At 76.5% G+C, this 22707-nt stretch carries 24 protein-coding genes; 9 read left to right on the top strand and 15 right to left on the bottom strand.

The annotated features are described in order from the left end of the window. Positions 1-77: 77 nt before the first annotated feature. Positions 78-974, bottom strand: coding sequence for a dioxygenase family protein (locus tag ACI798_RS17425; RefSeq protein ID WP_457048512.1), 897 nt, complete (start codon positions 972-974; stop codon positions 78-80). A gap of 3 nt (positions 975-977) precedes the next feature. Beyond that, positions 978-1670, bottom strand: coding sequence for a GTP cyclohydrolase II (locus tag ACI798_RS17420; protein WP_457048511.1), 693 nt, complete (start codon positions 1668-1670; stop codon positions 978-980). Positions 1671-1758: 88 nt separating this feature from the next. Here ACI798_RS17420 and ACI798_RS17415 point away from each other — a divergent pair, with 88 nt between their 5' ends. Next, positions 1759-2271, top strand: a complete 513-nt coding sequence (locus ACI798_RS17415) for a MarR family winged helix-turn-helix transcriptional regulator (RefSeq protein ID WP_457048510.1) — start codon at positions 1759-1761, stop codon at positions 2269-2271. A gap of 97 nt (positions 2272-2368) precedes the next feature. After that, entirely contained in the window at positions 2369-2704 is a 336-nt protein-coding gene (locus ACI798_RS17410) for a VOC family protein (protein WP_457048509.1), read from the top strand. A gap of 6 nt (positions 2705-2710) precedes the next feature. On the opposite strand, the gene ACI798_RS17405 is transcribed toward ACI798_RS17410, so the two are convergent. Then, positions 2711-3271 (bottom strand): putative glycolipid-binding domain-containing protein, encoded by a 561-nt coding sequence (locus ACI798_RS17405; protein ID WP_457048508.1) that lies wholly within the window; start codon positions 3269-3271, stop codon positions 2711-2713. Positions 3272-3302: 31 nt separating this feature from the next. Next, on the bottom strand, positions 3303-4334 hold the full coding sequence (gene mgrA / locus ACI798_RS17400; RefSeq protein WP_456942708.1) for an L-glyceraldehyde 3-phosphate reductase: 1032 nt from the start codon (positions 4332-4334) through the stop codon (positions 3303-3305). Between the two features lie 164 nt (positions 4335-4498). Between mgrA and ACI798_RS17395 the strand changes: the two genes are divergently transcribed. The 3 genes from ACI798_RS17395 to ACI798_RS17385 are packed head-to-tail and all read left to right on the top strand — an operon-like array spanning position 4499 to position 8280. Further along, the gene (locus ACI798_RS17395; protein WP_457048507.1) at positions 4499-5314 is read left to right on the top strand and encodes an alpha/beta fold hydrolase; all 816 of its coding nucleotides are present in this window, start codon (positions 4499-4501) and stop codon (positions 5312-5314) included. A 45-nt stretch (positions 5315-5359) separates the two neighbouring features. Beyond that, a complete protein-coding gene (locus tag ACI798_RS17390; RefSeq protein ID WP_456942706.1) occupies positions 5360-6148 on the top strand; it encodes an SDR family oxidoreductase in 789 nt (262 codons plus the stop codon). Next, positions 6145-8280, top strand: coding sequence for a phosphotransferase (locus ACI798_RS17385; protein ID WP_457048506.1), 2136 nt, complete (start codon positions 6145-6147; stop codon positions 8278-8280). The genes ACI798_RS17390 and ACI798_RS17385 overlap by 4 nt, the downstream gene beginning before the upstream one ends. Here ACI798_RS17385 and ACI798_RS17380 read toward each other — a convergent pair. The 7 genes from ACI798_RS17380 to ACI798_RS17350 all read right to left on the bottom strand — a co-directional run bounded on the left by ACI798_RS17380 (position 8265) and on the right by ACI798_RS17350 (position 14935). After that, entirely contained in the window at positions 8265-9242 is a 978-nt protein-coding gene (locus tag ACI798_RS17380) for an NAD-dependent epimerase/dehydratase family protein (RefSeq protein ID WP_457048505.1), read from the bottom strand. The genes ACI798_RS17385 and ACI798_RS17380 overlap by 16 nt on opposite strands. A gap of 219 nt (positions 9243-9461) precedes the next feature. Then, a complete protein-coding gene (locus ACI798_RS17375; RefSeq protein ID WP_457048504.1) occupies positions 9462-11429 on the bottom strand; it encodes a DUF222 domain-containing protein in 1968 nt (655 codons plus the stop codon). 62 nt (positions 11430-11491) lie between these two features. After that, positions 11492-11734 (bottom strand): hypothetical protein, encoded by a 243-nt coding sequence (locus ACI798_RS17370; RefSeq protein WP_457048503.1) that lies wholly within the window; start codon positions 11732-11734, stop codon positions 11492-11494. After that, a complete protein-coding gene (locus ACI798_RS17365; protein WP_457048530.1) occupies positions 11731-12369 on the bottom strand; it encodes an ATP-dependent Clp protease proteolytic subunit in 639 nt (212 codons plus the stop codon). Before ACI798_RS17365 ends, ACI798_RS17370 begins: the two co-directional genes overlap by 4 nt. A gap of 105 nt (positions 12370-12474) precedes the next feature. Beyond that, entirely contained in the window at positions 12475-13029 is a 555-nt protein-coding gene (locus tag ACI798_RS17360) for an alpha/beta hydrolase fold domain-containing protein (protein WP_457048502.1), read from the bottom strand. A gap of 309 nt (positions 13030-13338) precedes the next feature. Continuing rightward, positions 13339-14184, bottom strand: a complete 846-nt coding sequence (locus ACI798_RS17355) for an SDR family oxidoreductase (RefSeq protein WP_457048501.1) — start codon at positions 14182-14184, stop codon at positions 13339-13341. Between the two features lie 55 nt (positions 14185-14239). Next, positions 14240-14935, bottom strand: coding sequence for a SemiSWEET transporter (locus ACI798_RS17350; protein ID WP_457048500.1), 696 nt, complete (start codon positions 14933-14935; stop codon positions 14240-14242). 238 nt (positions 14936-15173) lie between these two features. Here ACI798_RS17350 and ACI798_RS17345 point away from each other — a divergent pair, with 238 nt between their 5' ends. Both ACI798_RS17345 and ACI798_RS17340 read left to right on the top strand, forming a co-directional pair. Then, positions 15174-15650, top strand: coding sequence for a hypothetical protein (locus tag ACI798_RS17345; protein WP_457048499.1), 477 nt, complete (start codon positions 15174-15176; stop codon positions 15648-15650). Between the two features lie 258 nt (positions 15651-15908). Next, positions 15909-16121: a hypothetical protein gene (locus ACI798_RS17340; RefSeq protein WP_456942697.1), complete on the top strand. Its 213-nt coding sequence runs from the start codon at positions 15909-15911 to the stop codon at positions 16119-16121. Here the strand turns inward: ACI798_RS17340 and ACI798_RS17335 are convergent. Beyond that, a complete protein-coding gene (locus ACI798_RS17335) occupies positions 16081-17736 on the bottom strand; it encodes an MFS transporter (protein ID WP_456942696.1) in 1656 nt (551 codons plus the stop codon). The two genes, ACI798_RS17340 and ACI798_RS17335, sit on opposite strands and share 41 nt — an antisense overlap. A 105-nt stretch (positions 17737-17841) precedes the next feature. On the opposite strand from ACI798_RS17335, the gene ACI798_RS17330 reads away from it, so the two are divergent. Next, positions 17842-18828: an ornithine cyclodeaminase family protein gene (locus ACI798_RS17330; protein WP_457048498.1), complete on the top strand. Its 987-nt coding sequence runs from the start codon at positions 17842-17844 to the stop codon at positions 18826-18828. Between the two features lie 7 nt (positions 18829-18835). Here ACI798_RS17330 and ACI798_RS17325 read toward each other — a convergent pair whose 3' ends face one another. The 3 genes from ACI798_RS17325 to ACI798_RS17315 are packed head-to-tail and all read right to left on the bottom strand — an operon-like array spanning position 18836 to position 22136. Next, entirely contained in the window at positions 18836-19297 is a 462-nt protein-coding gene (locus ACI798_RS17325; protein WP_456942694.1) for a hypothetical protein, read from the bottom strand. Beyond that, positions 19294-20430: a flavin-containing monooxygenase gene (locus ACI798_RS17320; protein ID WP_457048497.1), complete on the bottom strand. Its 1137-nt coding sequence runs from the start codon at positions 20428-20430 to the stop codon at positions 19294-19296. The genes ACI798_RS17325 and ACI798_RS17320 overlap by 4 nt, the downstream gene beginning before the upstream one ends. Further along, positions 20427-22136, bottom strand: a complete 1710-nt coding sequence (locus ACI798_RS17315) for a multicopper oxidase domain-containing protein (RefSeq protein WP_457048496.1) — start codon at positions 22134-22136, stop codon at positions 20427-20429. The genes ACI798_RS17320 and ACI798_RS17315 overlap by 4 nt, the downstream gene beginning before the upstream one ends. A gap of 264 nt (positions 22137-22400) precedes the next feature. Here ACI798_RS17315 and ACI798_RS17310 point away from each other — a divergent pair, with 264 nt between their 5' ends. Beyond that, positions 22401-22706, top strand: a complete 306-nt coding sequence (locus tag ACI798_RS17310) for a hypothetical protein (RefSeq protein ID WP_456942691.1) — start codon at positions 22401-22403, stop codon at positions 22704-22706. Position 22707 lies beyond the last annotated feature (1 nt).

Raw genomic sequence — 22707 nt, 5'->3', positions numbered from 1 at the left:
CGGGCGCCCGAGTGGTCAGTGGTCGGGGCCTCGGCCGCCCATGACCCCGTCAGCCGACCACTCGGGACGACGCGCGGTCAGGCCACCTGGAACGAGCGCTTCGCGAGGCCGATGAAGAAGCCGTCGATCGCGGTGGTGACGCCGGCGGTCGGGTCGGTCGCGGCGCCGAGGGTGACGAACAGCGGCGTGAAGTGCTCGACCGTCGGGTGGGCGTAGCGCAGGCCGGGCGCCCGCAGCCGGAACCGCGCGAGCTCCTCGACGTCGCCCCGGTCGAGCGCGTCGGCGGCCCAGGCGTCGAAGTCCGCCGACCAGCCGGGGACCGCGCCGCCGAGCATCTCCCGGGTCAGGTACGGCAGGCCGTGGGTCATGAACCCCGACCCGATGACGAGCACGCCCTGCTCGCGCAGCGGCCGCAGCCGCTCCCCCAGCGCCAGCAGCGTCGCCGTGTCGTGCGTGGGCAGGCTCAGCTGCAGCACCGGGACGTCGGCCTCCGGGTACATGACCTTCAGCGGCACCCAGGCACCGTGGTCCAGGCCGCGACCACGGTGCTCGTACACGTGCGCCGTCTCCGGCAGGACGGCGAGCAGCTGCCGGGCCAGGTCGCCGGACCCCGGGGTGTCGTAGCGCATCCGCGAGTACATCGGGTCGAACCCGCCGAAGTCGTAGACGAGCTCGGTGGGCACCGTGCTGGTGATGCCGAGGGAGTCCGACTCCCAGTGCGCGCTCACGACGAGCACCGCCCGCGGCCGGGGCAGCGCGCGGGCCCAGGCGGCCAGCTCGCGCATCCACGCGGCGTCCTCGAACAGCGGCGGCGCGCCGTGGCTCAGGTACAGCGCCGGCAGCGGGCCGTCGTCCGGCGTCCACGGCCGGTGCTCCCCGAGGCCGGCGACGTGCCGCAGGTGCGCGGCGAACGGGTGCCGGGGGTCGACGAGGGCGTCGGCCGCGGCGGTGGTCGGTGTGGAGGTGGAGGTCATCGGTCAGCCCGCCAGCGGGAGGTCGCGGGTGGGCAGGTCGAGGGTGTGCTGGGTGTGGTCGCGCTTGACGGCGAGGTATCGGGCGTTGGCCGCCGACAGGTGGACGCCGGTGGGCACCCGCTCGGTCACCGCGACGCCGAGCAGCTCCAGCTGGGCGGCCTTGTCGGGGTTGTTCGACAGCAGCCGGACCCGGTCGGCACCGAGCGCCTGCAGCATCTGCGCGGCGGCGGTGTAGTCGCGCTCGTCCTCGCCGCGGCCCAGCGCCCGGTTGGCCTCGTAGGTGTCCAGGCCGGCGTCCTGCAGCGCGTAGGCGTCGAGCTTGGCGTACAGGCCGATGCCGCGGCCCTCCTGGCGCAGGTAGAGCAGGAAGCCGCCCTCGTCCGCGATCCGCTCGGCCGCCTCGCGCAGCTGCGGGCCGCAGTCGCAGCGCTCGGAGCCGAACACGTCGCCGGTGAGGCACTCGCTGTGCGGGCGGACCAGCGGCGCCGGCTCGCCGGCCGCCGAGCGGGCCAGTGCGCCGCGCCAGTTCCCCAGTCCCAGCAGCAGGTGCTCGCGGCCGTCGGCCAGCCCGTCGAAGGTCACCACCTCGGCCGTCGTGGCGTACCCGTCGGCGAAGCGCAGGGGCACGGTCACCCGGGTGCGCACCGTCGCCGAGGGGACCGGGGACACCAGGTCCGGGTCGAGGGAGAGGGTCACTGCGGCCTCCACGTCACTTGTACCTACAACCGACGACCCTAGTCCCCATTGGTTGAAGCGACAAGCACCGGAGTGGGACGATGTCGTCGTGGAACCCCGGTGGCTGGACGACGACGAGATGCGGGCGTGGCTGCGCCTGGTCGCCGTCGTGGAGCTGCTGCCCGGCGTCCTCGACGGCCAGCTCCGCCGCGACGCCGGGCTGACCCACTTCGACTACCACGTGCTCGCCATGCTCTCCGAGGCGCCGGAGCGCACGCTGCGCATGACCGAGCTGGCCACCCGCACCAACGCCACGCTCCCCCGGCTGTCGCACGTCGTGCGGCGGCTGGAGGAGCGTGGCCTGGTCGAGCGGGCGCCGTGCCCCTACGACGGGCGGGCCACCAACGCCCGGCTCACCGACGCCGGCTGGGCCAAGGTGCGCGAGACCGCGCCGGGGCACCTGGCCACGGTGCGCGAGCACGTCATCGACGCGCTGACGCCGGAGCAGGTCGGCCAGCTCGCCGACGTCGCCGGGGCGCTGCTGGAGCGGCTCGACCCGGACGGCCGCCTGGCCACGGGCCTGGCGGCGGCAGAGGCGCGCGGCCGGGACCGGGGCGACTGATCCAGGACCGATGAGTCCGCGGCCGCCGGACGGTCTCCCCTGGGGAACGCACCGACCCGCCGCGGCCCGGCCCGCGGCCCGACCCCGGGAGGTCCCCGTGCGCGCCACCAGCGTGCTCGCCCAGGCCACCGTCGCCGACCTCGACCGCGCCGAGCGCTGGTACGCCACGCTGTTCGGCCGCGACCCGGACGGCCGCCCCATGGACGGCCTGCTCGAGTGGCGCCTCACCGACTCGGCCGGCGTGCAGGTGTGGCGCGAGCCCGACCGCAGCGGCCGCTCGACGATGGTGATCGGCGCCGCCGACCTCGACGCCACCGCGCGGGACCTCACCGCCGCGGGCGTCGCGCACGACGGCCCCGAGCCGGGGGGCGGCAGCCGCGTCGTGCGGCTGACCGACCCCGACGGCAACCGCGTCGTCCTGACCGGCGCCTGAGCGCGGTCAGCCGGCGACGCGCGTGGCCATGCCGGTGTAGTCGACGACCAGGCCGTCGTCGTCGACGGTGAGCTCGAAGGCGCCGTGCGCGTCGTCGGAGTACCGCCACCGCCGCGGGCCCAGCCGGCGGTAGGTCTGGTCGACCCGGGTCACCCCGAGCGCCGGCACGTCGACCCAGGCCACCGGCGTGGTGACCTCCTCCCCCACGGCGAGGTCCGCCAGCCGGCGGATGGGGAGGGTGTTGGTCAGCGGGGTCGCGGCGACGTCGACGTCGACGCAGCCGTCGAGCCCCGGTTCCCGCGCGCCGTCCCGCGACCACCGGCGGTCGCCGTCGGCGGTGAGCACCAGGTGCCGCTCCCCCTCCGCCGACACCGCCGACGCCTCGACCGCGCGGGTCGCCCACGCGTCGTCGACGTCGACCCGGAACGAGCAGGCGAGCAGCGTCTCCGGTCCCGCCAGCACCTCGGTGCCGGCGAACCGCCAGCCGCCGTCCCGCCGCTCGACGCGGGCCAGGCTGTGCCCGGTGTCCTCGTCGGTCCGCCGCCACGCCACCACCCGGGTGTCCATGCGCGGAGGCTAGGCGCGGCCGCCGACGGTCTCAGGCGGTGCGGGCGCCCTCCCACAGGTCGATGCCGGCGTCGACGGCGTGCCGGTCGATGCGGGCGAGCTCCTCGTCGCTGAAGTCCAGCCGCTCGAGCGCGCCGACGTTCTGCTCCAGCTGGGCGACGCTGCTGGCGCCGATGAGCACGCTGGTCACCCGCGGGTCGCGCAGCGCCCAGGCCAGCGCCATCTGCGCCAGCGACTGACCGCGCTCGGCGGCCAGGTCGCCCAGCGCGCGGACGTGCGTGATCGCCTCGTCGGTGAGCAGGTCCGGCGACAGCGACTTGCCCTGGCTGGCCCGCGAGCCCTCGGGGATGCCGCCGAGGTACTTGTCGGTGAGCATCCCCTGCGCCAGCGGGGAGAACGCGATGCAGCCGGCGCCGACGTCGGCGAGGGTGTCGAGCAGGCCCTCGGTCTCGATCCAGCGGTTGAGCATCGAGTAGCTCGGCTGGTGGATCAGCAGCGGCGTGCCGAGGTCGGCGAGGATCGCGGCGGCCTTCGCGGTGTCCTCCGGCGAGTACGAGGAGATGCCGGCGTAGAGCGCCCTCCCCGACCGGACGGCGGTGTCCAGCGCCCCCATCGTCTCCTCGAGCGGCGTCGTCGGGTCCGGCCGGTGCGAGTAGAAGACGTCGACGTAGTCCACGCCCATGCGCTGCAGGGACTGGTCGAGGCTGGCGAGCACGTACTTCCGGGAGCCGCCGCCCTGCCCGTAGGGGCCGGGCCACATGTCCCAGCCGGCCTTGGTGGAGAGCACCAGCTCGTCGCGGTAGGGGCGGAAGTCGTCGCGCAGGTGGCGGCCGAAGTTGGTCTCGGCGCTGCCGTAGGGCGGGCCGTAGTTGTTGGCCAGGTCGAAGTGCGTGATGCCCAGGTCGAAGGCGCGGCGGAGGATGGCGCGCTGCCGGTCCAGCGGCACGTCGTCGCCGAAGTTGTGCCACAGCCCCAGGCTGATCGCCGGGAGGTCCAGGCCGCTGCGGCCGGTCCGGCGGTAGGTCATCGAGTCGTAGCGGCCCTCGGCTGCGGCATACGTCATGACGACGATCCTGCCCGGCCCGGGGGTGACCGAACCGGGCGCCCCGGGTGACGCAGCGCCGTCCCCTCCCCGGGGCGCGGACGGGATGCCGCTGCGCCGGGGCGACGGCGGGGAGGATCACCGGAGCGGGGGCCCCGTCCGTCCGACCGGAGGGAGGGGCAGCGATGCCCTTCTTCGACGGCTCCCGAGGCCGCATCTTCCACGACGCCTGGCTCCCCGAGGGGGAGGTCCGCGCCGTCGTCGTCTTCTGCCACGGCGGCTTCGGCGAGCACCTGGGCCTCTACGACGCCCTCGGCCGGCGGCTGGCCGCGGACGGCGTCGCGGTGCACGCCCTGGACGCCCTCGGCCACGGGCGCAGCGAGGGCGAGCGCGACCTCATGCCGTCGTGGGACGTGTACGTCGACGACGCGCGCACCCTCGCGGGGATCGCGCAGGCCCGGCACCCCGGCCGGCCACTGGTGCTCCAGGGCCACTCCGGTGGCGGCGTGGCCGCGCTGCTGCTGGCCCAGCGGTCCCCCGAGCTGGCGCAGGCCCTGGTCGTGTCCGCGCCACCGGCCCAGTGCCTGCCCTGGGTCGAGGCCCTGATGGCCCAGGAGGTCGACGACGTCGAGGACCCCGACCCCGCCACGATGTTCAGCACCCGTCCCGAGTACCTGGACGCGCTGCTGCACGACCCGCTGGTCCACCGGGGTCCCGTCCCCCGGCAGACCATCGAGGCGGTGGAGGCCGCCTGGCCCGCGGTGGAGGCGGGGGTCGCCGAGGGGCGGCCGTCGATCCCGACGCTGTTCCTGCACGGCGAGGCCGACCCCATGGTCCCCGTCGCGCACTCGCGCGCCCTGGTCGCGCGGCTGCCGCGGGCGACGCTGCGCACCTTCCCCGGCGACCTGCACGACGTCCTCAACGAGCACGACCGCGACGCCGTGCACGACGTCGTCGCCGGGTTCGTGCTCGCCCAGGTGCACTCCGCCGTCTGGACCTGAGCCCCCGGGCACCGGGCCGGGACCGGCCGGATCTAGCGTGCCCGGGTGCCCTCGTCCTCCCCCGGTTCCCCGTCCTCCCCCACGGCCCGCTCGGGCGGGGTCGTCCTGATCACCGGGGCGAGCTCCGGGCTCGGCGCGGAGATGGCGCGCCAGTTCGCCGCCCGCGGCTGGGACCTCGCGCTGTGCGCCCGCCGGACCGACCGGCTGGACGCCCTCGCGGACGAGATCCGGACGGCGACCGGCCGGCGGGTGGAGACGGCGGCGCTCGACGTCACCGACGCCGACGCCGTGCCCGCGGTGTTCCGCCGCTTCGACGAGGCGTTCGGCGGGTTCGACCGGGTGGTCGTCAACGCGGGCCTGGGCAAGGGCGCCCCGCTCGGGACCGGCCGCGCCGACGCCAACCGCGAGACGGCGATGACCAACTTCGTCGGCGCGCTGGCCCAGTGCGAGGCGGCGCTGGAGGTGTTCCGCCGGCAGCGCCGCGGCCACCTGGTGCTCGTCTCGTCGATGTCCGCGCTGCGGGGGATGCGCAGGAGCATGACCACCTACGCGGCCACCAAGGCCGGCGTCGCGGCGCTCGCCGAGGGGCTGCGCTCCGAGCGCATCCCCGGCGTCGACGTGTCCGTGGTCTACCCCGGCTACATCCGGTCGGAGATGAACGAGCACGTGCAGCAGGCCACCCGGTTCATGGTCGACACCGAGACCGGCGTGCGGGCGATGGTCGAGGCGATCGAGGCGCGGAAGGCCAGGGCGTACGTGCCGGCCTGGCCGTGGGTGCCGATCGGCGTCGCGATGCGGGTGCTGCCGCTCTCCGTGGTGCGGCGGCTGTCGTGAGCTCCGTCGCCGACGGTGCCCGCCCCGTCCGCGCCGAGGACGCCTTCGACGTCGCCGCCGTCGCCGCCTGGCTGGCCGCGCACGCCGACCCCGCGCGGGCCGGCGTCGACCTGTCCGCCGTCCCCGAGGTGCGGCAGTTCGCGGGCGGCGTCTCCAACCTGACCTACCTGCTGCGCTACCCCGACGGCGACCTGGTGCTGCGCCGCCCGCCGCGCGGGGAGCACACCGGCACCGCGCACGACGTCGCCCGCGAGTACCGCGTCCAGGACGCGCTGGGCCGGGTCCTCCCCCACGTGCCGCGCACCGTCGCGCTGTGCGAGGACACCGCCGTCGTCGGGACGCCGTTCTCCGTCGTCCGCCGGGTCGAGGGGCCGATCCCCCGCCGCTCGCTGCCGCCGGGCGTGGACCTCGACCGGGAGCAGGTCGCGCGGCTGTGCCGCAACGTCGTCGACCTGCTGGTCGACCTGCACGCGGTGGACGTCGAGGCCGCCGGGCTGGCCGACCTCGACCGCGGCCCCGGCTACGTGCGCCGCCAGGTGGAGAACTGGACGAAGCGCTACGCGCGGGCCCGCACGCGGGACGTGCCCGCCTTCACCCGGGTGACCGCGTGGCTGGCCGAGCACCAGCCCTCCGACCGGCCGCACACGCTGGTGCACAACGACTTCCGGTTCGACAACGTCGTCCTCGACCCCACCGACCCCACCCGCCCGGCCGGCCTCCTCGACTGGGAGCTGGCCACCGTCGGCGACCCGCTCGTGGACCTGGCGGGCGCGCTCGGCTACTGGATCCAGGCCGACGACGGCCCGCTGGTGCGCCGGTTCAGCCGCCAGCCCACGACGCTGCCCGGGATGATGACCCGCGAGCAGGTCGTCGCGTACTACAGCGCGCGGACCGGGCAGCGGGTCACCAACGCCGAGTGGGCCTGGTACGAGGTGTTCGGCCTGTTCCGCGTCGCGGTCATCGCCCAGCAGGTGTGGGCGCGCTACCGGGCGGGGCAGACGACCAACCCGGCGTTCCGCTCCTTCGGCCTCGCCGTCCGGCTGCTCGAGCGGCGCTGCCTGGCGGTGGTCCGCCGGGCCGGCCGGCTCACCCCCGACCGCGCCGCGGCGCAGGTCGGCAGCCCGCTGCTCACCCGCCGCCGCATCCGGCCGCGCCGCTGGACCCCGCCGGCGTTCGCCGACCCCGGGCCGACCGCGCCGTTCCGCGTCGCCCGCCGGCTGCCGACCGGCGACTCCGGCCCCGAGGACGTGCTGTTCGACGACGCCGGCCTGGTGGTCACCGGGCTGCGCGACGGCAGCGTCGTGCGGATCGACCCGATCAGCGGCGAGCGGACGCTGGTCGGCCGCACCGGCGGCCGCCCGCTCGGGGTGGAGCCGTGCGCCGACGGCAGCGTGCTCGTCTGCGACCACGACCGCGGGCTGCTGCGGATGTTCCCCGACGGCGGCGTCGAGGTGCTGGTCTCCGAGGTCGACGGGGAGCCGGTGACGTTCGCGAGCAACGTCGTCGCGGCGCCGGACGGCACGGTGTGGTTCACGACGTCGACCGGCCGGTGGGACGTCGAGCACCACCTCGGGGACATGTTCGAGCACTCGGCCACCGGGCGGCTGGTGCGGCGGGACCCCGACGGCACGGTGACCACGGTGCTGTCCGGGCTCGGCTTCGCCAACGGGCTGGTTGGGGCACCCGACGGCTCGCACCTGCTGGTGGCCGAGACGGCCCGCTACCGGGTGCTGCGGCACTGGCTCACCGGCCCGCGGGCGGGGACCACCGAGCCGCTGGTGGAGAACCTGCCCGGGTTCCCCGACAACGCCTCGCTCGGCAGCGACGGGCTGGTGTGGGTGGCGATCGCCGCGCCGCGCAACGCGCTGCTGGACCGGCTGCTGCCGCTGCCGGGCGTGCTGCGGCTGCTGCTGTGGAACGTGCCCGAGCGGGTGCGGCCGGAGGCCACGCCGATCGCCTGGGTGATGGCGTTCGACCCGGCCGACGGGCGCCGGGTGCACGACCTGCGGGCCACCGACGCCGGCTACGGCTTCGTCACCGCGGTCGCCGAGCGCGACGGCACGCTGGTGGCGTCGGGCCTGCACGAGGACGACGTCGTGGTGCTGGAGCCCCCCGGTCAGCGGACGGTGTAGGGGCCGGTCGGGACGGCGTGGTAGCCCTTCGCGCCGACCGTCCGCGCCAGCTCGCTGCGCGGCGGGCGCCCGGCGGCCAGCAGGTCCAGCGCCCAGCGGAAGTCGTACTCCGGCGTCCAGCCGAGGTCGGCGCGGGCGGCGGCGTTGACGTACACCCGGTCGATCGACGGGAACAGCCGCCAGCCCAGCCGCTCGTACAGCGCGGGGGCGTCGGGGAACAGCCGTTCGACGACGGCCGGGGCGTCGGTGCGCAGCTGCGCCAGGTCGTCCCGGCCGAACGGCGTGGTGGCGCTGACGACGTAGCGGCCGAACCCGAGCGCCGGCGCCCGGTCAAGGCCGGCGCGGTGCGCGGAGACGACGTCGGCGAGGTCCACCCGCCGGTACAGCAGCTCGTTGACCTTGACGTTGTCGTCGGGGTAGGCGGTGCGGACGTCGTCGCTGTCGTCGCCCTCGGGGAAGAAGCGCGCGGTCCGCAGGACGACGACGGGCAGGCCGGTGTCGCGGGCGACGAGCTCGCAGAGGTCCTCGGCGGCGACCTTGGTGGCGCCGTAGACGTTGCGCACCCGCGGCGGCACCGCCTCGGTGACCCACGCGGCGGGCTCGCCGGGCGCGGGGGTCAGCGCGCGGCCGAAGGCGCTGGTCGTGCTGGTGACCACCGCGCGGCCGACGCCGGCAGCCGCCGCCTCCTCGAGGACGGCGAGGGTGCCGGTGACGTTGGTGTCGACGAACGCCTGCCGGCCGTGCGTGCCGACGTGCGGCTTGTGCAGCGTGGCGGTGTGCAGCACCGCGTCGGCGCCGGCGAGGGCGTCCCGGACGGCAGCGCGGTCGGTGACGGAGGCGACGACGTCGGTCCACGGGGAGGGCAGCAGGTCCAGTCCGGCGACGTCGTCACCGGCGTCGCGCAGGACGCGGACCAGCGCCTCCCCCAGGTGGCCGGAGCTGCCGGTGACGAGGACACGCACGCCCGCCACCCTGGCACGTCGCCGACCGGTCCCCGGGACGCGGACGGCCGCCCGGTCCTGGTGGACCGGGCGGCCGGATCGTGCAGCGCCGGCCCGACAGCCGCCTCTCGGCGAGTGGCCGCTCGCAGCGGCGGGAGGTGAGGCCCGGGGGCGTGGACCGGACCGGCACCCTCTCCAACACACCCGGGTGCCATGACGTTCCCCGCCAGCCGGCCTCGCTCAGTGGGGCGGTGCGGTGGTGACGGCGGTGAGGCCGGTGGGTGTGGTGACGGTGAGCGTGCCGTCGGCGGCCAGGTGGTGGCGCCAGCCCGGTGCCTGGTGCTTGCCGCGGTGGTGGCCGGCGCAGTAGCCGGCCAGGTTGGGCGCGGCGGTCGGTCCGGCCGGCCAGGCGATGGCGTGGTCGAGGTGGCCGGTGCGGCGGCGGCAGCCGGGGAAGCGGCAGCGCCGGTCCCGCGCCCGGCCGTGCCGGTCCAGCGCCGCGTCGGGGTGGTAGCCGCCGCTCGGGCCGGGCACGGTCAGCCCGGTGCCGGCCGCGTCCGCGCGGTGCAGGGCGGGCAGGTGGGTGAGGGTGAGCAGCGCGCCGGTGAGCGCGTCGGTGAGCACCAGCCGGCGCCGGTCGGCCAGCCCGCCGCCGCCGGTGCGCCGCAGCAGCCCGGCCAGCACCTCCCGAGCTTGCTGGTCCACAGCGCCAAGCGCGGTCAGGGCGTCGGGTGCGGTCGTGACCCGGCCGGCCGGGCTGTGCGCCCGGGCGGTCTCGTCGGCGGTGTCGGCACGCTCAGCGGTGGCCACCATCCGGGCGGCGTGCCCGAGCGCCCGCTGCGCGGTGAGCAGCGCGGTGCCGGCGTCGTCCACGGCGCGGTCGGCGCGCGCCCACCAGCCCTCGGACACGGCTGTGTCCGGTGTCAAGTCGGGCGGAGCGGGTTCTTCCGGCGGGAGCGCGAGGCCTGGGGGCGGTTCCTCGTCGACGGGGCACGACACCGGCCGGTCGTCGAACTCCCCGGCCAGCACCCGGGCCTCCATCCGGTCCCACCAGGCGGACAGCTCGGCGGCCTCGGCCTCGTAGTGGGCGATGTCGGCTGCGGTGAGGCCGAGCAGCGGCCAGTCGTCGGCCTCGGTGGCGAACTCGCCCGGTTCGGTGCCGACCGGCGTGGACCCGGCCGTCGAGGTGTCGGTCGTCGGGCTGTCGGCAACGGGGTCATCGGCCGCTGCCGTGCCGGTGGGGGCGGTGTCGATGGCCGCCGTGTCGGCGGGATCGCCAGGGACCGCGGAGACCAGCGGGGCGCCGGTGAGCGCGGCCAGCAGGGCGCGGACCACCTCCGCCGGCACCACCTGCCCGTCGATCTCGCACGGCTGGTCCCCGCCCAGCAGCGCCCCGAGCGGAGCGACCACATCGAGCGTCACCTGCACCGGCGGCAGACCGCTCTCCCCGGGCCGCAGCACCAGGTCCAGCAGGCAGTCGGCCATCTGCTGCCCGCGGGTGCGCCCGTCATCCGGGAGCGCGTCGGCGTACGCGCCCAGCGCCTTCACCAGCGCCGCCGCCTCCGGCGTGGTCAGCAGCGCGGACACCACGCTCATCCCGTCCACCCGGTCGGGCCGGGCGGACACCCCCCGCTCCCGCACCGCCCTGGCCAGCCGATCCGCGGCGGTGCGGGCGTCGCGGTTGAGCACCTCGCGGCGGGCCTTGTCGCCCAGCTGCGCCGGCGTGGTCACCCGCCCCGCCGCCCACGCCAGCAGGTCGGCCTCCAGCCCGGCCCGCAGCGCGTCGTCGGCGATCGGCGCCACCTTGTCCAGCAGCGGCCACAGGTGCCCGGGGTGCAGCGCACCGGCCTCCAGCGCCGCCAGCGTCCGTGGCAGCCGGTGCACCAGCGTCAGCGAGCGCTCCAGCAGCGCCTGCGCCGCCTCGCTCGACAGCGCCAGCGCCACCGCGAGCTCCTGCGTGGCCCACTCGCTCACCGGCCGCAGCGCGTCCGGGCGAGCGGCCCAGCGTTCGGCGGACATGGCGCCACGTTCGCCCTGCTGTCGGTCGGCCGACGCCGCCCGGGACGCGGCGAACGCCGCCACCGCTCGCGCCCGCAGCGCCGTCTGCCGGGCGATCTCCCGGTCCGCGGCCTGCACCGCCCCCAGCGGCCCGGACGACAGCCCGACCGGCGGCGCCACCGGCACCGGAGCGGTCAGCACGTCGTCCACGTGATCGATCATACGTTCGAACAAAGCTGAGCGGCAAGCCCTGTGGGCGAGAGAAGTGCAGGTCAGACGGCTGTACGCCGGTCCGCCCCGGCCTCCGACCGTGCCTCCGCGCGGGGTCCGGGCGACAGCAGCGCCGCACGGGCGGCGAGGACGGCGGAGCGCTCGGCGAGCGCGGCCGCGCGAGCGGCCATCCGGCGGGCGCGGCGTCGTCGGGTCGCGGCGACGACCCGGCGGTGGTGCCGCACCGACCGCCGGAGCTCGGCCGCGCGGGCGTCGTCGAGGGTCGCGGTGAGCCAGTCGGTCACGACTCGCCCCACCCCGTGGGGACCAGCGCCGGGCCGGGCAGCGCCGCGGCCGAGGCGACGACGTGGTCGACCAGCCCGTAGGCCACGGCCTCCTGGGCGGTGAACCAGCGGTCCCGGTCGGAGTCCCGCTCGATCTGCTCGACGCTCTGCCCGGTGTGCAGCGCCTGCAGTTCGTCGAGGTCCCGCTTCAGCCGGCGCAGGGCCTCGGCCTGGACGGCGATGTCGGACTGCGTGCCGCCGAGCCCGCCCGAGGGCTGGTGCACGAGGATCCGGGTGTGCGGCAGGGTGAACCGCTTGCCCGGCGTGCCGGCGGTCAGCAGGAACTGCCCCATCGAGGCCGCCGTCCCGAACGCGTAGGTGGCGACGTCGCAGCCGATCGCCTGCATCGTGTCGAAGACGGCCATCCCGGCGGTCACCGAGCCGCCGGGTGAGTTGACGTAGAGGTGCACGTCGCGGCGCGGGTCGTCGGCCGCGAGCAGCAGCATCTGCGCGCACAGGCGGTTGGCGACGTCGTCGTCCACCTCGCTGCCGAGCACGACGATGCGCTCGCGCAGCAGGCGGTCGGCGACGGCGTCGTGCAGGGACGGGGAGCCGGTCGGGGTCTGCACGGTCGGGACCTCCTGGGCCGCCGGGATCGGACGGCCGCAGTCAATCGGGGACGCGGCAGGAATGCGCCCCCGAAAGGACCCCTTTCGCCATTCGCGTAATTGTTCGGCCGTCGGCAGAACGGCGCGGGAGGCTCAGTCCCGGGCCACCGCCGCGACGACCTCCCGTGCCCCGGCCCGGCCCTCGGGGGTCGGCGTCAACGGGTAGACGTGGACGGCGCCCGGGCGGACCGTCACGTCCACCTGCGCCCCCTCGGCGGCGGCCCGGTCCCGCAGGCGCACCACGTCGGGGTGGAGCAGGTCGCGGGTGCCGATCCAGACCCGCACCGGTGGGAGCCCCGCGAGCGGGCCGTGCACCGGGCTGAGCCGCGAGTCGGCCGGGTCGTCGCCGCCGGCCCACGCGCGGCCGGCCTCGGCCAGACCGGCGCTGGACAACCAGGGGTCCCGGGCCTCGGCCGCGGCCACGCCGGGGCCGGTGAGCGCGAGGTCCAGCCACGGCGCGATCAGCGCCAGCCGCCGCGGCTGCGGCAGGCCGCTGCCGAGCAGCGTCTGGGCGAAGCCGAGGGCCAGCCCGCCGCCCGCGGAGTCACCGGCGAGGACGACGTCGTCGCCGAGGTCGCGGTACACGGCGTCGAGCAGGCGGTACGCGTCGCGGTAGGTGGACCGCGGCGCGAGGCCGTAGTCGGGCACCACCACCCCGGACGCCGGCGTCGGCCAGCCGCCCGACCAGCGCCCAGTGCTGCGGCGCCATCCCGGCGACGTAGGCGCCGCCGTGCAGGTAGAGGGCGACCCGACCGGACCGGCCGCCGCGCGGGGCCACCGTGTGCACCTCGCGGTCCTCGACGAGCCGGGTGGCCACCTCGTGCCGCCGGCGCAGCGCGTCGGGCAGCGGGGCGGGCGCGCCGGGGTCGGCCATCCGCTGCCGGGCGCGCTCGGCGGTCGCCATCCGCGGCTTGGCGGTCAGCCGCAGGTAACCGGCCACCGCACGCATCGCCAGGCTCACGCGGTGGCCCGCAGCAGCTGCTCGAACGGGGTGGCCGGGGAGCCGGTCAGGTCGGGGACGGCGCTGCTCACGGCGGCCATCTCACCAGCCGCGATCGCGGTGTACGTCGACACCCAGGCCTCGACCTGCCAGCCGGGGGCGTCGTAGGAGGCGCGCGAGGCGAAGGCCTCCTCGACGGTCTCCGCGTGGTAGCGGACCGGGCGGCCGGTGACGGCGGTGATCGTCTCCGCGACCTCGGTCAGCGTCAGCGCCTCCGGCCCGGTGAGGTCGAAGGTGCGCCCGGCGTGCGCGGCGGGGTCGCGGAGGACGGCGACCGCGGCGTCGGCGACGTCGTCCTGGGCGACCGCGGCGACCCGCCCGTCGCCGGCCGGGCCGCGGATCACGCCGTCCTCCCCCACCAGCCGGGGCAGGAAGTCGGCGTAGAGCGCGTCGCGCAGGAACGTGGACCGCAGCCCGCGGGCGCGGACGTGCTCCTCGGTGGCCCAGTGGTCGCGGGCGAGGGTGAAGGTCGCGTCCGGGGCGGCGCCCTGGAACGACAGGTAGACCAGGTGCCGCACGCCGGCGGCCGCGGCGGCGTCGACGAAGGCGCGGTGCTGGTCGACCCGGTCGGCGGACTCCGACGCCGACACCATGAACACCGTCTCCACGCCGTCCAGCGCGCGGCGGACCGCGCCGCCGTCGGCGTAGGGGGCGACGACGGCGGTCGCGCCCGGCAGCCGCGGCGCGCGGGACGGGTCGCGGACCAGCAGGCGCTGCGGGACGCCGGCGGCGGACAACCGGCGGGCGACCCGGCCCCCGAGCTGTCCGGTGGCGCCGGTGACGGCGACGGGGATCGGGCTCACCGCGACTCCTCGGGGTCGGTGCGGACGTCACCCGATCCTCGCCCGGGCGCCGTCCTCAGGCCGCGGCGGCCAGCACCGGGCGCGGCTCGGCCGGGCGGACCGGGCGGCGGACGGGGAACGGGACGACCGGCGCGGGCGTCCGCCGGGACTCGAGCACCGCGCAGGTGACGAGGGCGCACCCGAGCCCGACCGCGGCCGACAGCGCGATGGCCGGCTGTCCCACCGCGAGGCCGTAGCCGGTCCAGGCGGCGCAGGACGCGGCGCCGAGCCACCACCGCACCGGCGAGAGCCCGGAGACGTCCTGGGTGCGGTCGCGCAGCAGGCCCAGCGGCTGCGGCACCGCGGCGGCGGCGCCGACGACCGCGGCCACGGAGGCGAGGACGGCGGCGGCCGCGGCCGGCGCGGCGCCGAGGTCCACCGCGAGCACGCTGCCGCCGGCGAGGGCGGCCAGCCCGGCGGCGCCGGAGGCGGTGCGGGCCAGCACCCGCGGGGTGCGCAGCGCCGGCTGGGTGAGCAGCAGGGCGGCGAGGACCGCGGCGTTGCCCGCGCCGACGACGGCGTTGGTGACCACCTGGGCCGGGTCGTGCGCCAGCAGGCCGAAGGTCAGCCAGGCCAGGTTCAGCGCGACGGCCAGCCAGGTCCCCGTGGGTGAGAGGCCCCGGGTGCGGCCGTGCCGGCAGGAGAGCCAGACCTGGGGCCAGACGACGGCGATGCTGAGGGTGGACGCGACGGTGCCGAGGACGGCAGGCATGGTGGTGCGGGGATCCGTTCGGGAGGACGACCGAGGGGCGCGGCCACCGGCCGGGAGACGGCGCTCCACCGGGCCGGGTCCCTCGTCACTGAGCGGATCCACGGGTGACCGCAGGTGTCATCGGCGCCCGCCGTCGGGAACGGAACCCGACCGGCCGTGATCCTCCTGTGACCTCCCTCGCCCCCGAGCGGCCCTTCGGCCCTGCCCCGGGGCCGCCGGTCGCGGGACCGTCGGTCCCATGCGCCAGCAGCTGCGTCCCGTCCGGGCCGGGGTGGCCGCGGTCCTCGGCGTCGTCCTGCTCGCCTCGTGCTCCGGCGACGACGGCGGCTCGGGCGACGGCGGGGACTCCGCGGCCGACACCCCGGCGACCAGCTCCCCCGCGGAGGACACGGCAGCCGGGGAGGACTTCTGCACCCGGGCCGCCGACCTCGACCAGCGGGTGGAGGACGCCCTCGCGGAGACCGAGGGCGACGCCTCGCTCCCCGACGTCCTCCGTCAGCTCGGGGCCGAGATGCGCGACGTCGACGCTCCGGACGCGATCGCCGCCGACTGGGAGGCGTTGCAGGCGGGCCTGGACCGGGTGGCCGACGCGACGGCCGACCTCGACCTCACCGACGGGGACTCGGTCGCCGCGCTCGAGGAGGCCGGGCGCGGCCTGGACACCGCGAGCGACAACGTCGAGACCTACCTGCGCGACGAGTGCGGGATCGGCTGACCCGCCGCGATCGGTGCAGCGGGGACGAGCGGGACCGCGCGCGAGGCCCCGGCGCAGTCGGGGCAGGACGGGCGGTGTGACGGGCCACGGCCCGCACCGTGGGCACGGCACCGGCACTCCCCGCCGGCATCCCCCGTCCGGGGTGCACCGGCATCCGCGCGGCGGAGTGTGCGTGCACCCGGCCCCGGGTGGGTAGAGCGCCGCACGGACGCCCGGGGAACCCACTCCCGGCTCAGCCGATCCGCAGGAGGAGGCGACGTGTCGCTCCCTCGTCCCCAGGTCCCCGACGTCGACCGCCGCATCGCGGTCGCCTACCAGGAGCTCGGCACCGCCCGAGACGGGTTCCGCACCTCCCCGAGTGGCGAGGGCTTCACGTCGTGCCAGGCGGCCCAGCAGGCGCTCGACGACCTGCTCGACCTCCGGCTCACCCTCACCGCCGCACTCGAACGGACGGTGCCGACCGCGGCCTGAGGCCCGGACCGCCGGGCACCTGGCGCGCCGCCGGCGCTTCCCCCGGTGACGCGGCGTCGGCACGGTAGGCGGCGAGCAGCCGCCGCTCCTCGTCCCGCCGCGGGAACCGGGTGGCGACCAGCAGCGCTCCGAGCAGCACGGCGACGATCCCGGCCACGTAGGCCCACTGGTCGCCCTGCAGGAACGCGGTCCGGGCCGCGGCCGCGATCTGGTCGGCCTGCGCGGGGTACCGCTGCGCGGTGTCGACGGCGCTGGAGAACGACTTGGTCAGCTCGGCCTGCACGCTGCTGGTGACGTCCTCCCCCGACGACGCGATCGCCGCGCCGGCGGCCGACGCGTAGCCGGCGGTCAGCAGGGCCCCGAAGACCGACTGCATGACCGCGCCGCCGAGGTCGCGCTGCAGGTCCGCGGTGCCCGACGCCATGCCCACCCGGCGCACTGGCACCGACCCGGTCAGCGAGTGCGACGCCGGCGTCCCGGCCAGTCCCACGCCGATGCCGACGAGGGCGTAGCCGAGCCCGACCCGCCAGTACCCGGCGCTCTCGGTCCACAGCAGCAGCATCGCCAGGAAGCCGAGCAGCACGAACGCGTAGCCGGCGAGCAGCGTGAACCGCGCGCCGCGGGCCTCGACGATCGCCGCGGAGCGCGGCGCGACCAGCACCATCAGCGCCGCGGCGGGCAGGATCGCGAGGCCCGCCTCGACGGTCGAGTAGCCCAGGACGTTCTGCAGGTACTGCTGGCCGACGAACATCGCGCCCATCAGCGAGCCGAACACGATCACGCCCGCGCAGGCGGCCACCCAGAAGGTCGGCCGCGCGGCCACCCCCAGGTCGTAGAGCGGCTCGCGGGCGCGGCGCTGGCGGACGGCGAAGGCGACCAGGGCGAGCAGCGCGACGGCGGCGAGGACCAGGGTCAGGGTCGTCCGGTCCGGCACCGGCGCGAAGTTGATCGAGAGGATCAGCGAGCCCACGAGCACCAGGGAGAGCAGCCCGCCCCAGTTGTCGACCCCGCCGGTCGACTCGTTGACGTGCGAGGGCACGGACACCCAGGCCAGGACGAGGGCCAGCGCGGCCAGCGGCAGGGTCAGCAGGAACACCGAGCCCCACCAGAACTGCTCGAGCACCAACCCGGAGCAGACCGGGCCGAGCGCGGCGATCGCCCCGCCGAGGCCGGACCACAGGGCGATCGCCTTCGTCCGGCCGGGTCCGGCCCACAGCGCGGTGATCAGCGCCAGCGTCGTCGGGTAGGCCATCCCGGCCGCGAGGCCGCCGCCCACGCGGGCGAGGAACAGCACGGTGTCGCTCGGCGCGTACGCCGCCAGCAGCGACATCGGGACGGCGAGCACCGTGCCGCCGAGCAGCATGAGCTTGCGGCCGTACCGGTCCCCCAGCGCGCCCAGCCACAGCACCGAGCAGGCCAGGCCCAGGGAGTAGCCGACCGCGATCAGGTCCAGCGCCGTCTGACCGGAGTCGAAGCTCCGCCCGATGTCCGGCAGCGCCACGTTCGCCACCGACAGGTTCAGGTTCGCGACCGCGGCGACGAGGACCAGCGCCGTGAGGACCAGCCCGGCCCGCGGGGGCGCGGTCCCCACCGTCCGCTCCGGGGCGACGACCACGGCCGCAGACTCCCCCCGCGGCACGCCCCCGGGCATCGTCCCGGCCGGACGACCGGCGCGCGGGGGCGTTGACCCCCGTCGAGGACGGCGCGGACCATCTCCGGGGTGCTGGTGCTCGGTGCCGACGAGGTGACCCGGCTCCTCGACGTGGACGTGCTGATCGACGCGCTCGCCCCTGCGATGGCCGACCTCAGCGCCGGGCGCGCCTCGGTCCCCGAGCGCAGCGGGACGCTGGTCCCCCAGGTGGACGGCCGGCTGTTCGGGATGGCGGCGTACGTCCCCTCGCAGGGGGCGCTGGTGACCAAGCTGGTCACGCTCTTCCCGCGCAACGCCGGCACCGCGCTGCCCACGCACCAGGCGGTGGTCGTCGTCTTCGACCCGGCGACGGGTGAACCGGTCGCCCTGCTCGACGGGACGGTGATCACCGCGGTCCGCACCGGGGCGTGCTCGGCCCTCTCGGTGCGGCTGCTCGCGCGCGGGGACGCGTCGGTGCTCGCGCTCCTCGGCACCGGGGTGCAGGCGCGCTCCCACGCGCGGGCGGTGGTGCGCGTGCGCCCGGTCCGGGAGGTCCGGGTCGCCGGTCGCTCCCTGCCGAGGAGCGAGGTCCTGGCCGCGGAGCTGCGCGAGGAACTCGGCGTCGAGGTGCGCGCGGTGCGCACGTACGAGGAGGCGGTGCGCGGCGCCGCCGTCGTCTGCGCCACGACCCAGCCCGCCACGCCGGTGGTCCGGCGGGAGTGGCTGGATCCCGGCACCCACGTGACCTCGGTGGGCTGGTCCGCCTCCGGCCGGGAGGTGGACGACGCCACCGTCGCCGAGTCGCTGGTCTGCGTCGAGTCCCGGCGCCTGGCGCTGGCGTCCGCCACGGCCGCGGGCAGCGCCGACCTGACCGAGCCGCTCCAGCACGGTCTCATCGCCGAGGACGACGTCGTCGAACTCGGCGAGGTCGTCGCCGGCTCGCGGCCGGGACGCACGTCGCCGGACCAGCTCACGCTCTACAAGTCCGTGGGCGTCGCGGTGCAGGACGCGACGGCGGCGACGCTGGTGCTGGCCGCCGCGCGCGCGGCCGGGGCCGGCCGCGAGCTGACGGCCTGACGGACGCTCACCACCCGAGCTGGACGTCGGCCACGATCCCGACGGCGATGAGCGCGGCGGCCACGACGTCGACGGCGGCGCAGAACGGCGGCCACCAGCGCGTGTTGGCCACGAACCCGGTGCGCTGCTGCCAGAGGTCCTTCAGCCCGTGCCCGGCCAGGCCGGCCACGAGCAGCCAGGCCGAGCCGGTCACCCCCGCCGCGGCCACGACGACGAAGACGCCGGCGACGACGGTCTCGACGGCGATCACCCTGCCCCGCCCGTCGGCCACGCTGAACCCGATGTAGACCGCGGCGATCAGGGCGATCCCCAGCGCGTAGACGGTGGACTCGTCGAGCCACGGGAAGGCCAGCGGGGAGGCGGCCTGCAGGCAGCCCCAGACCACGCCCCAGACGATCGGTGTGCGCAGGCCGTGCGCGCCGCGGGCTGCCGCGCCGTGGAGCTCCGGAGCCCGTCCGGAGGCGGTCACGTCGACCTCCCCGGCGGTCGGTCCCGGACGCGGCGCGGAGCCGCCTGCGCCTCGGGTGCACCGCGCGGCGCGGGTACGTGGGCGCCGAGCCTCGCGGCGGCGTCGGCCACGTACGCGGCGTCCTCGGCGACGAAGCCCAGCAGCGCCGAGCCGCGGGTGTGCTGCCAGGACAGGCCGAGGACGTACAGCCCGGGGACGTCGGTGATCCCGCGGGTGTGGACCACGCGGCCGTCGCGCAGCACGCCCGGGACGTCGATCCACGAGTGGTCGGGCCGGTAGCCGGTGGCCCAGACGACGACACCCACCTCCCCGGTGGTGCCGTCGGCGAACCGCACGGTGCGGCCGGCGGCGTCGGCCAGCCGCGGCCGGAAGCGGACGCCGGCCCGCTGCAGGCCGCGCCGGCTGGTGCCGATGAGGAACTCGCCGCGGGACTGCATCCGGCGGCCGAGCCGGGAGCCGGCGGTCACCTGCAGCAGGCGCAGCCGGGTCAGCCACCAGAACAGGTCGCGGCCGAGCAGCCGCTGCGGCAGCGCCGTGTACGTCGCGCCGACCGACAGCTCGACCGGCCGGGTCCGGGCCAGCTCCTCGGCGATCTGGAAGCCGGAGTTGCCGCCGCCGACGACCAGCACGGGCCCCTCGGGCAGGGCGTCGGGGCTGCGGTAGCCGGAGCTGTGCACCTGGGTCACCGACCCGTCCAGCCCGGCGGCCAGCGGCGGGACGAACGGGGTCTGGAACGGTCCGGTGGCCACGACGACCTGCCGGGCGCTGTACGTCCTCCCGGCGGCGTCGAGCCGGAACCCGCCGTCGGTGCGCTGCAGCCCGGTGACGCGCGCGTCCAGCTGCACGGGCAGGTCGAAGGCGGCGGCGTAGTCGCGCAGGTAGTCGGCCACCGCTTCCTTGCCCGGGTAGGTGCCGGCCGGCGCCGGGAACGGCAGCCCGGGCAGCGCGTCGTGCTCGGCCGGGGTGAACAGCCGCAGCGACTCCCAGCGCGTGCGCCAGCTGTGCCCGAGTTCCGCCGCCGCCTCCAGGACCAGGAAGCGCAGCCCCCGCTCGCGCAGGTACCAGGCGGCGGCCAGGCCGGCCTGCCCACCGCCGACCACGACCACGTCGTACGGCTCGGCCGGGGCGGTCACGACGTCACCGCCCGGTCGACGGTGAAGCTGAACACCATCCCGGAGTGCATGTGCTCGGCGATGTGGCAGTGCGCCATCCACAGGCCGGGGTTGGTGACGTCGAGCAGGACGTCGACGGTCTGCCCGGTCGGGATGAGCACGGTGTCCTTCCAGACGAGGTTCGGCCCGGGCGCCCCGTCCCGGGCGAGGACGAGGAAGCGGCCGGCGCCGTGCACGTGGAACGGGTGGCGCATCGGGTGGTCGGAGTCCATCTCGTTGACCAGCCGGATCTTGACCCGCTGTCCGACGGTGAAGTGCCAGTGGACGGGGAGCCCCTCGCGGCCGGGAGCGCGGTCCAGCAGCTTCCAGCGCATCGTCTCCGTGGTGGTGGCCCGGTTCGTCTCGGCCATCTCGTCCTCCCACTCGATCCCGTCGGTGGTGGCGGGACCGTGGTGGTGGGCGTGCCCGTGCCCGGCGTCGTGGCCCGTGTCGTGGCCCGTGTCGTGGCCCGTGTCGTGGCCCGTGTCCTGGCCCGTGTCCTGGCCCATCGTGTGGCCGGCGCGGCCCGTGTCGTGGCCTGAGGCGCCCCCGGCCGGGGCGGTCGCCATCAGCTTCATGCCGCACTTCGGGCAGCGTCCGGGGTCGTCGCCGACCACCTCGGGGTGCATCGGGCAGGCGTAGGTCACCGGGCCGGCCGCCGGGGCCGCAGCCGGGTCGTCCATCTCGGCGACGATGGCGAGGACCTCGTCCGGCGGCGCGGCCAACCAGGCGTCGAACTGCCGGCGCTCGGCCACCAGCTCCGGTGCGCTGCGCAGCACCTCGAACCGGTCGGCCGGCGGTGGCTCGGCGACCTCGTCGGTGACGGTGATCGCCGCCAGCCGGTGGGTCCGGTCCGGAGTGCGGTGCTCCAGCGCGAACTCGCCCGGCCGGTCGAACAGCACGTCGACGACGGCCCGTTCCGACGGGGCCAGCACCACGTCGGGGACGAACTCCTCGTGCTCCACCCGGCCGCCGTCGCCGCCGACGAGCTTCATCCGGGCGCCGGGCACGGTCACCCGGAAGACGCGGCTGTTGGCGGTGTCGGTCAGCCACAAGCGGACGACCTCGCCGGTCCGCGCGGTGAACGCCGGGGCGGTCTCGCCGCCGGTGAGCATCACGTTGCCGTAGCGGCCCATCGCCGCGTGATCGGTCTCGGTGCGGCTGAACGGGGCGATCACGCCGTCCTCGAGCAGCAGGTCGTCGAGGGTCAGCACCAGGTCGCGGTGCGCCGGCGGCCAGTAGTCCGGCTCGGCCGGCTCGACCAGGATGCTGCCGTAGAGGCCCAGTTCCTGGGTGACGTCCTCGCGGACGTGCGGGTGGTACCAGTACAGGCCCGGGTCGGGGAACTGGATGCGGTAGGTGAACTCCCCGCCGGGCGGGATCGGCGCCTGCGTCTCGTGCGGCACGCCGTCGTAGCGGTTCTCCAGGCGCAGCCCGTGCCAGTGCACGGTGGTGTCGAGGTCGGTGCCGTTGGTGACGTGCACGACGATCTCCGAGCCCTGCCGGACCTTGAGCGTGGGACCGGGGATCGAGCCGTTGTAGCCGAGCATCCGCACCGTGGTGTCGCCCAGTCGCTTGGCGACCGGGGCGGGGTGCAGCGACAGCTCGTCGCCGTCGCCCAGTTCGAGCACCTCGGGCTGCGTGGCCTCCGGCAGGCCGGTGAGGTCGGTGGAGAAGAAGGTGTCCACGGGACGTCCTCCTGTCGGTGAGCGAGGAGTCTCAGCTCCGGGTGCCGCCGGAAGCGGGAGGTGGTCCGGACGAGTCCGCGGCGCCGCGCGCACCGGCGCGGGCGGGCTCGGCGACGTGCTCCGCGGTCATGGCGCCTCCTGTGCGGACCGGTAGTCCACCGCCGCCGGAGGTGGCCTGTCCAGACGCTCGGCAGCGGTCCGGCCCGGGAGCGCCCGGACGTCGACGCCCTCCTCCGCCCGGCTGCCGTCGGGCACCATCCGGCCGTGGACCCCGAGCAGCTGCTGCGGACGGCGGCCGACCGACTGGACGCGCTCGCCGCCCGGACGACCCCCGGCGACTGGCGCACCGGCGGACTGCTGGCGACCCGCCCCGAGGTGGTCGCGCACCTCCCCGACGGGGGCACCGAGCACGTGGCCGAGGCGCGGTCCGGCACTGGTGCGTGGATCGCGGCCCTCTCCCCCGCGCTGGCCGCGCCGCTCGCGAGCTGGCTGCGCGCCACGGCGACGCACGAGCCGGCCGACCCGGCGGCCGGGGCGTTCGCCCGGGCGCTGCTGGCACGGCTGCCCTGAC

The organism is Geodermatophilus sp. SYSU D01045 (assembly GCF_054050295.1).
Note: the sequence above shows the minus strand (reverse complement) of the source record. Positions and strands in the feature narration are given on the sequence as shown.

Excerpts from the sequence above, each read along its gene's own strand:
- ACI798_RS17425 (WP_457048512.1), bottom strand. The coding sequence starts at position 974 with ATGACCTCCACCTCCACACCGACCACCGCCGCGGCCGACGCCCTCGTC.
- ACI798_RS17405 (WP_457048508.1), bottom strand. The coding sequence starts at position 3,271 with ATGGACACCCGGGTGGTGGCGTGGCGGCGGACCGACGAGGACACCGGG.
- mgrA (WP_456942708.1), bottom strand. The coding sequence starts at position 4,334 with ATGACGTATGCCGCAGCCGAGGGCCGCTACGACTCGATGACCTACCGC.
- ACI798_RS17395 (WP_457048507.1), top strand. The coding sequence starts at position 4,499 with ATGCCCTTCTTCGACGGCTCCCGAGGCCGCATCTTCCACGACGCCTGG.
- ACI798_RS17350 (WP_457048500.1), bottom strand. The coding sequence starts at position 14,935 with ATGCCTGCCGTCCTCGGCACCGTCGCGTCCACCCTCAGCATCGCCGTC.
- ACI798_RS17345 (WP_457048499.1), top strand. The coding sequence starts at position 15,174 with ATGCGCCAGCAGCTGCGTCCCGTCCGGGCCGGGGTGGCCGCGGTCCTC.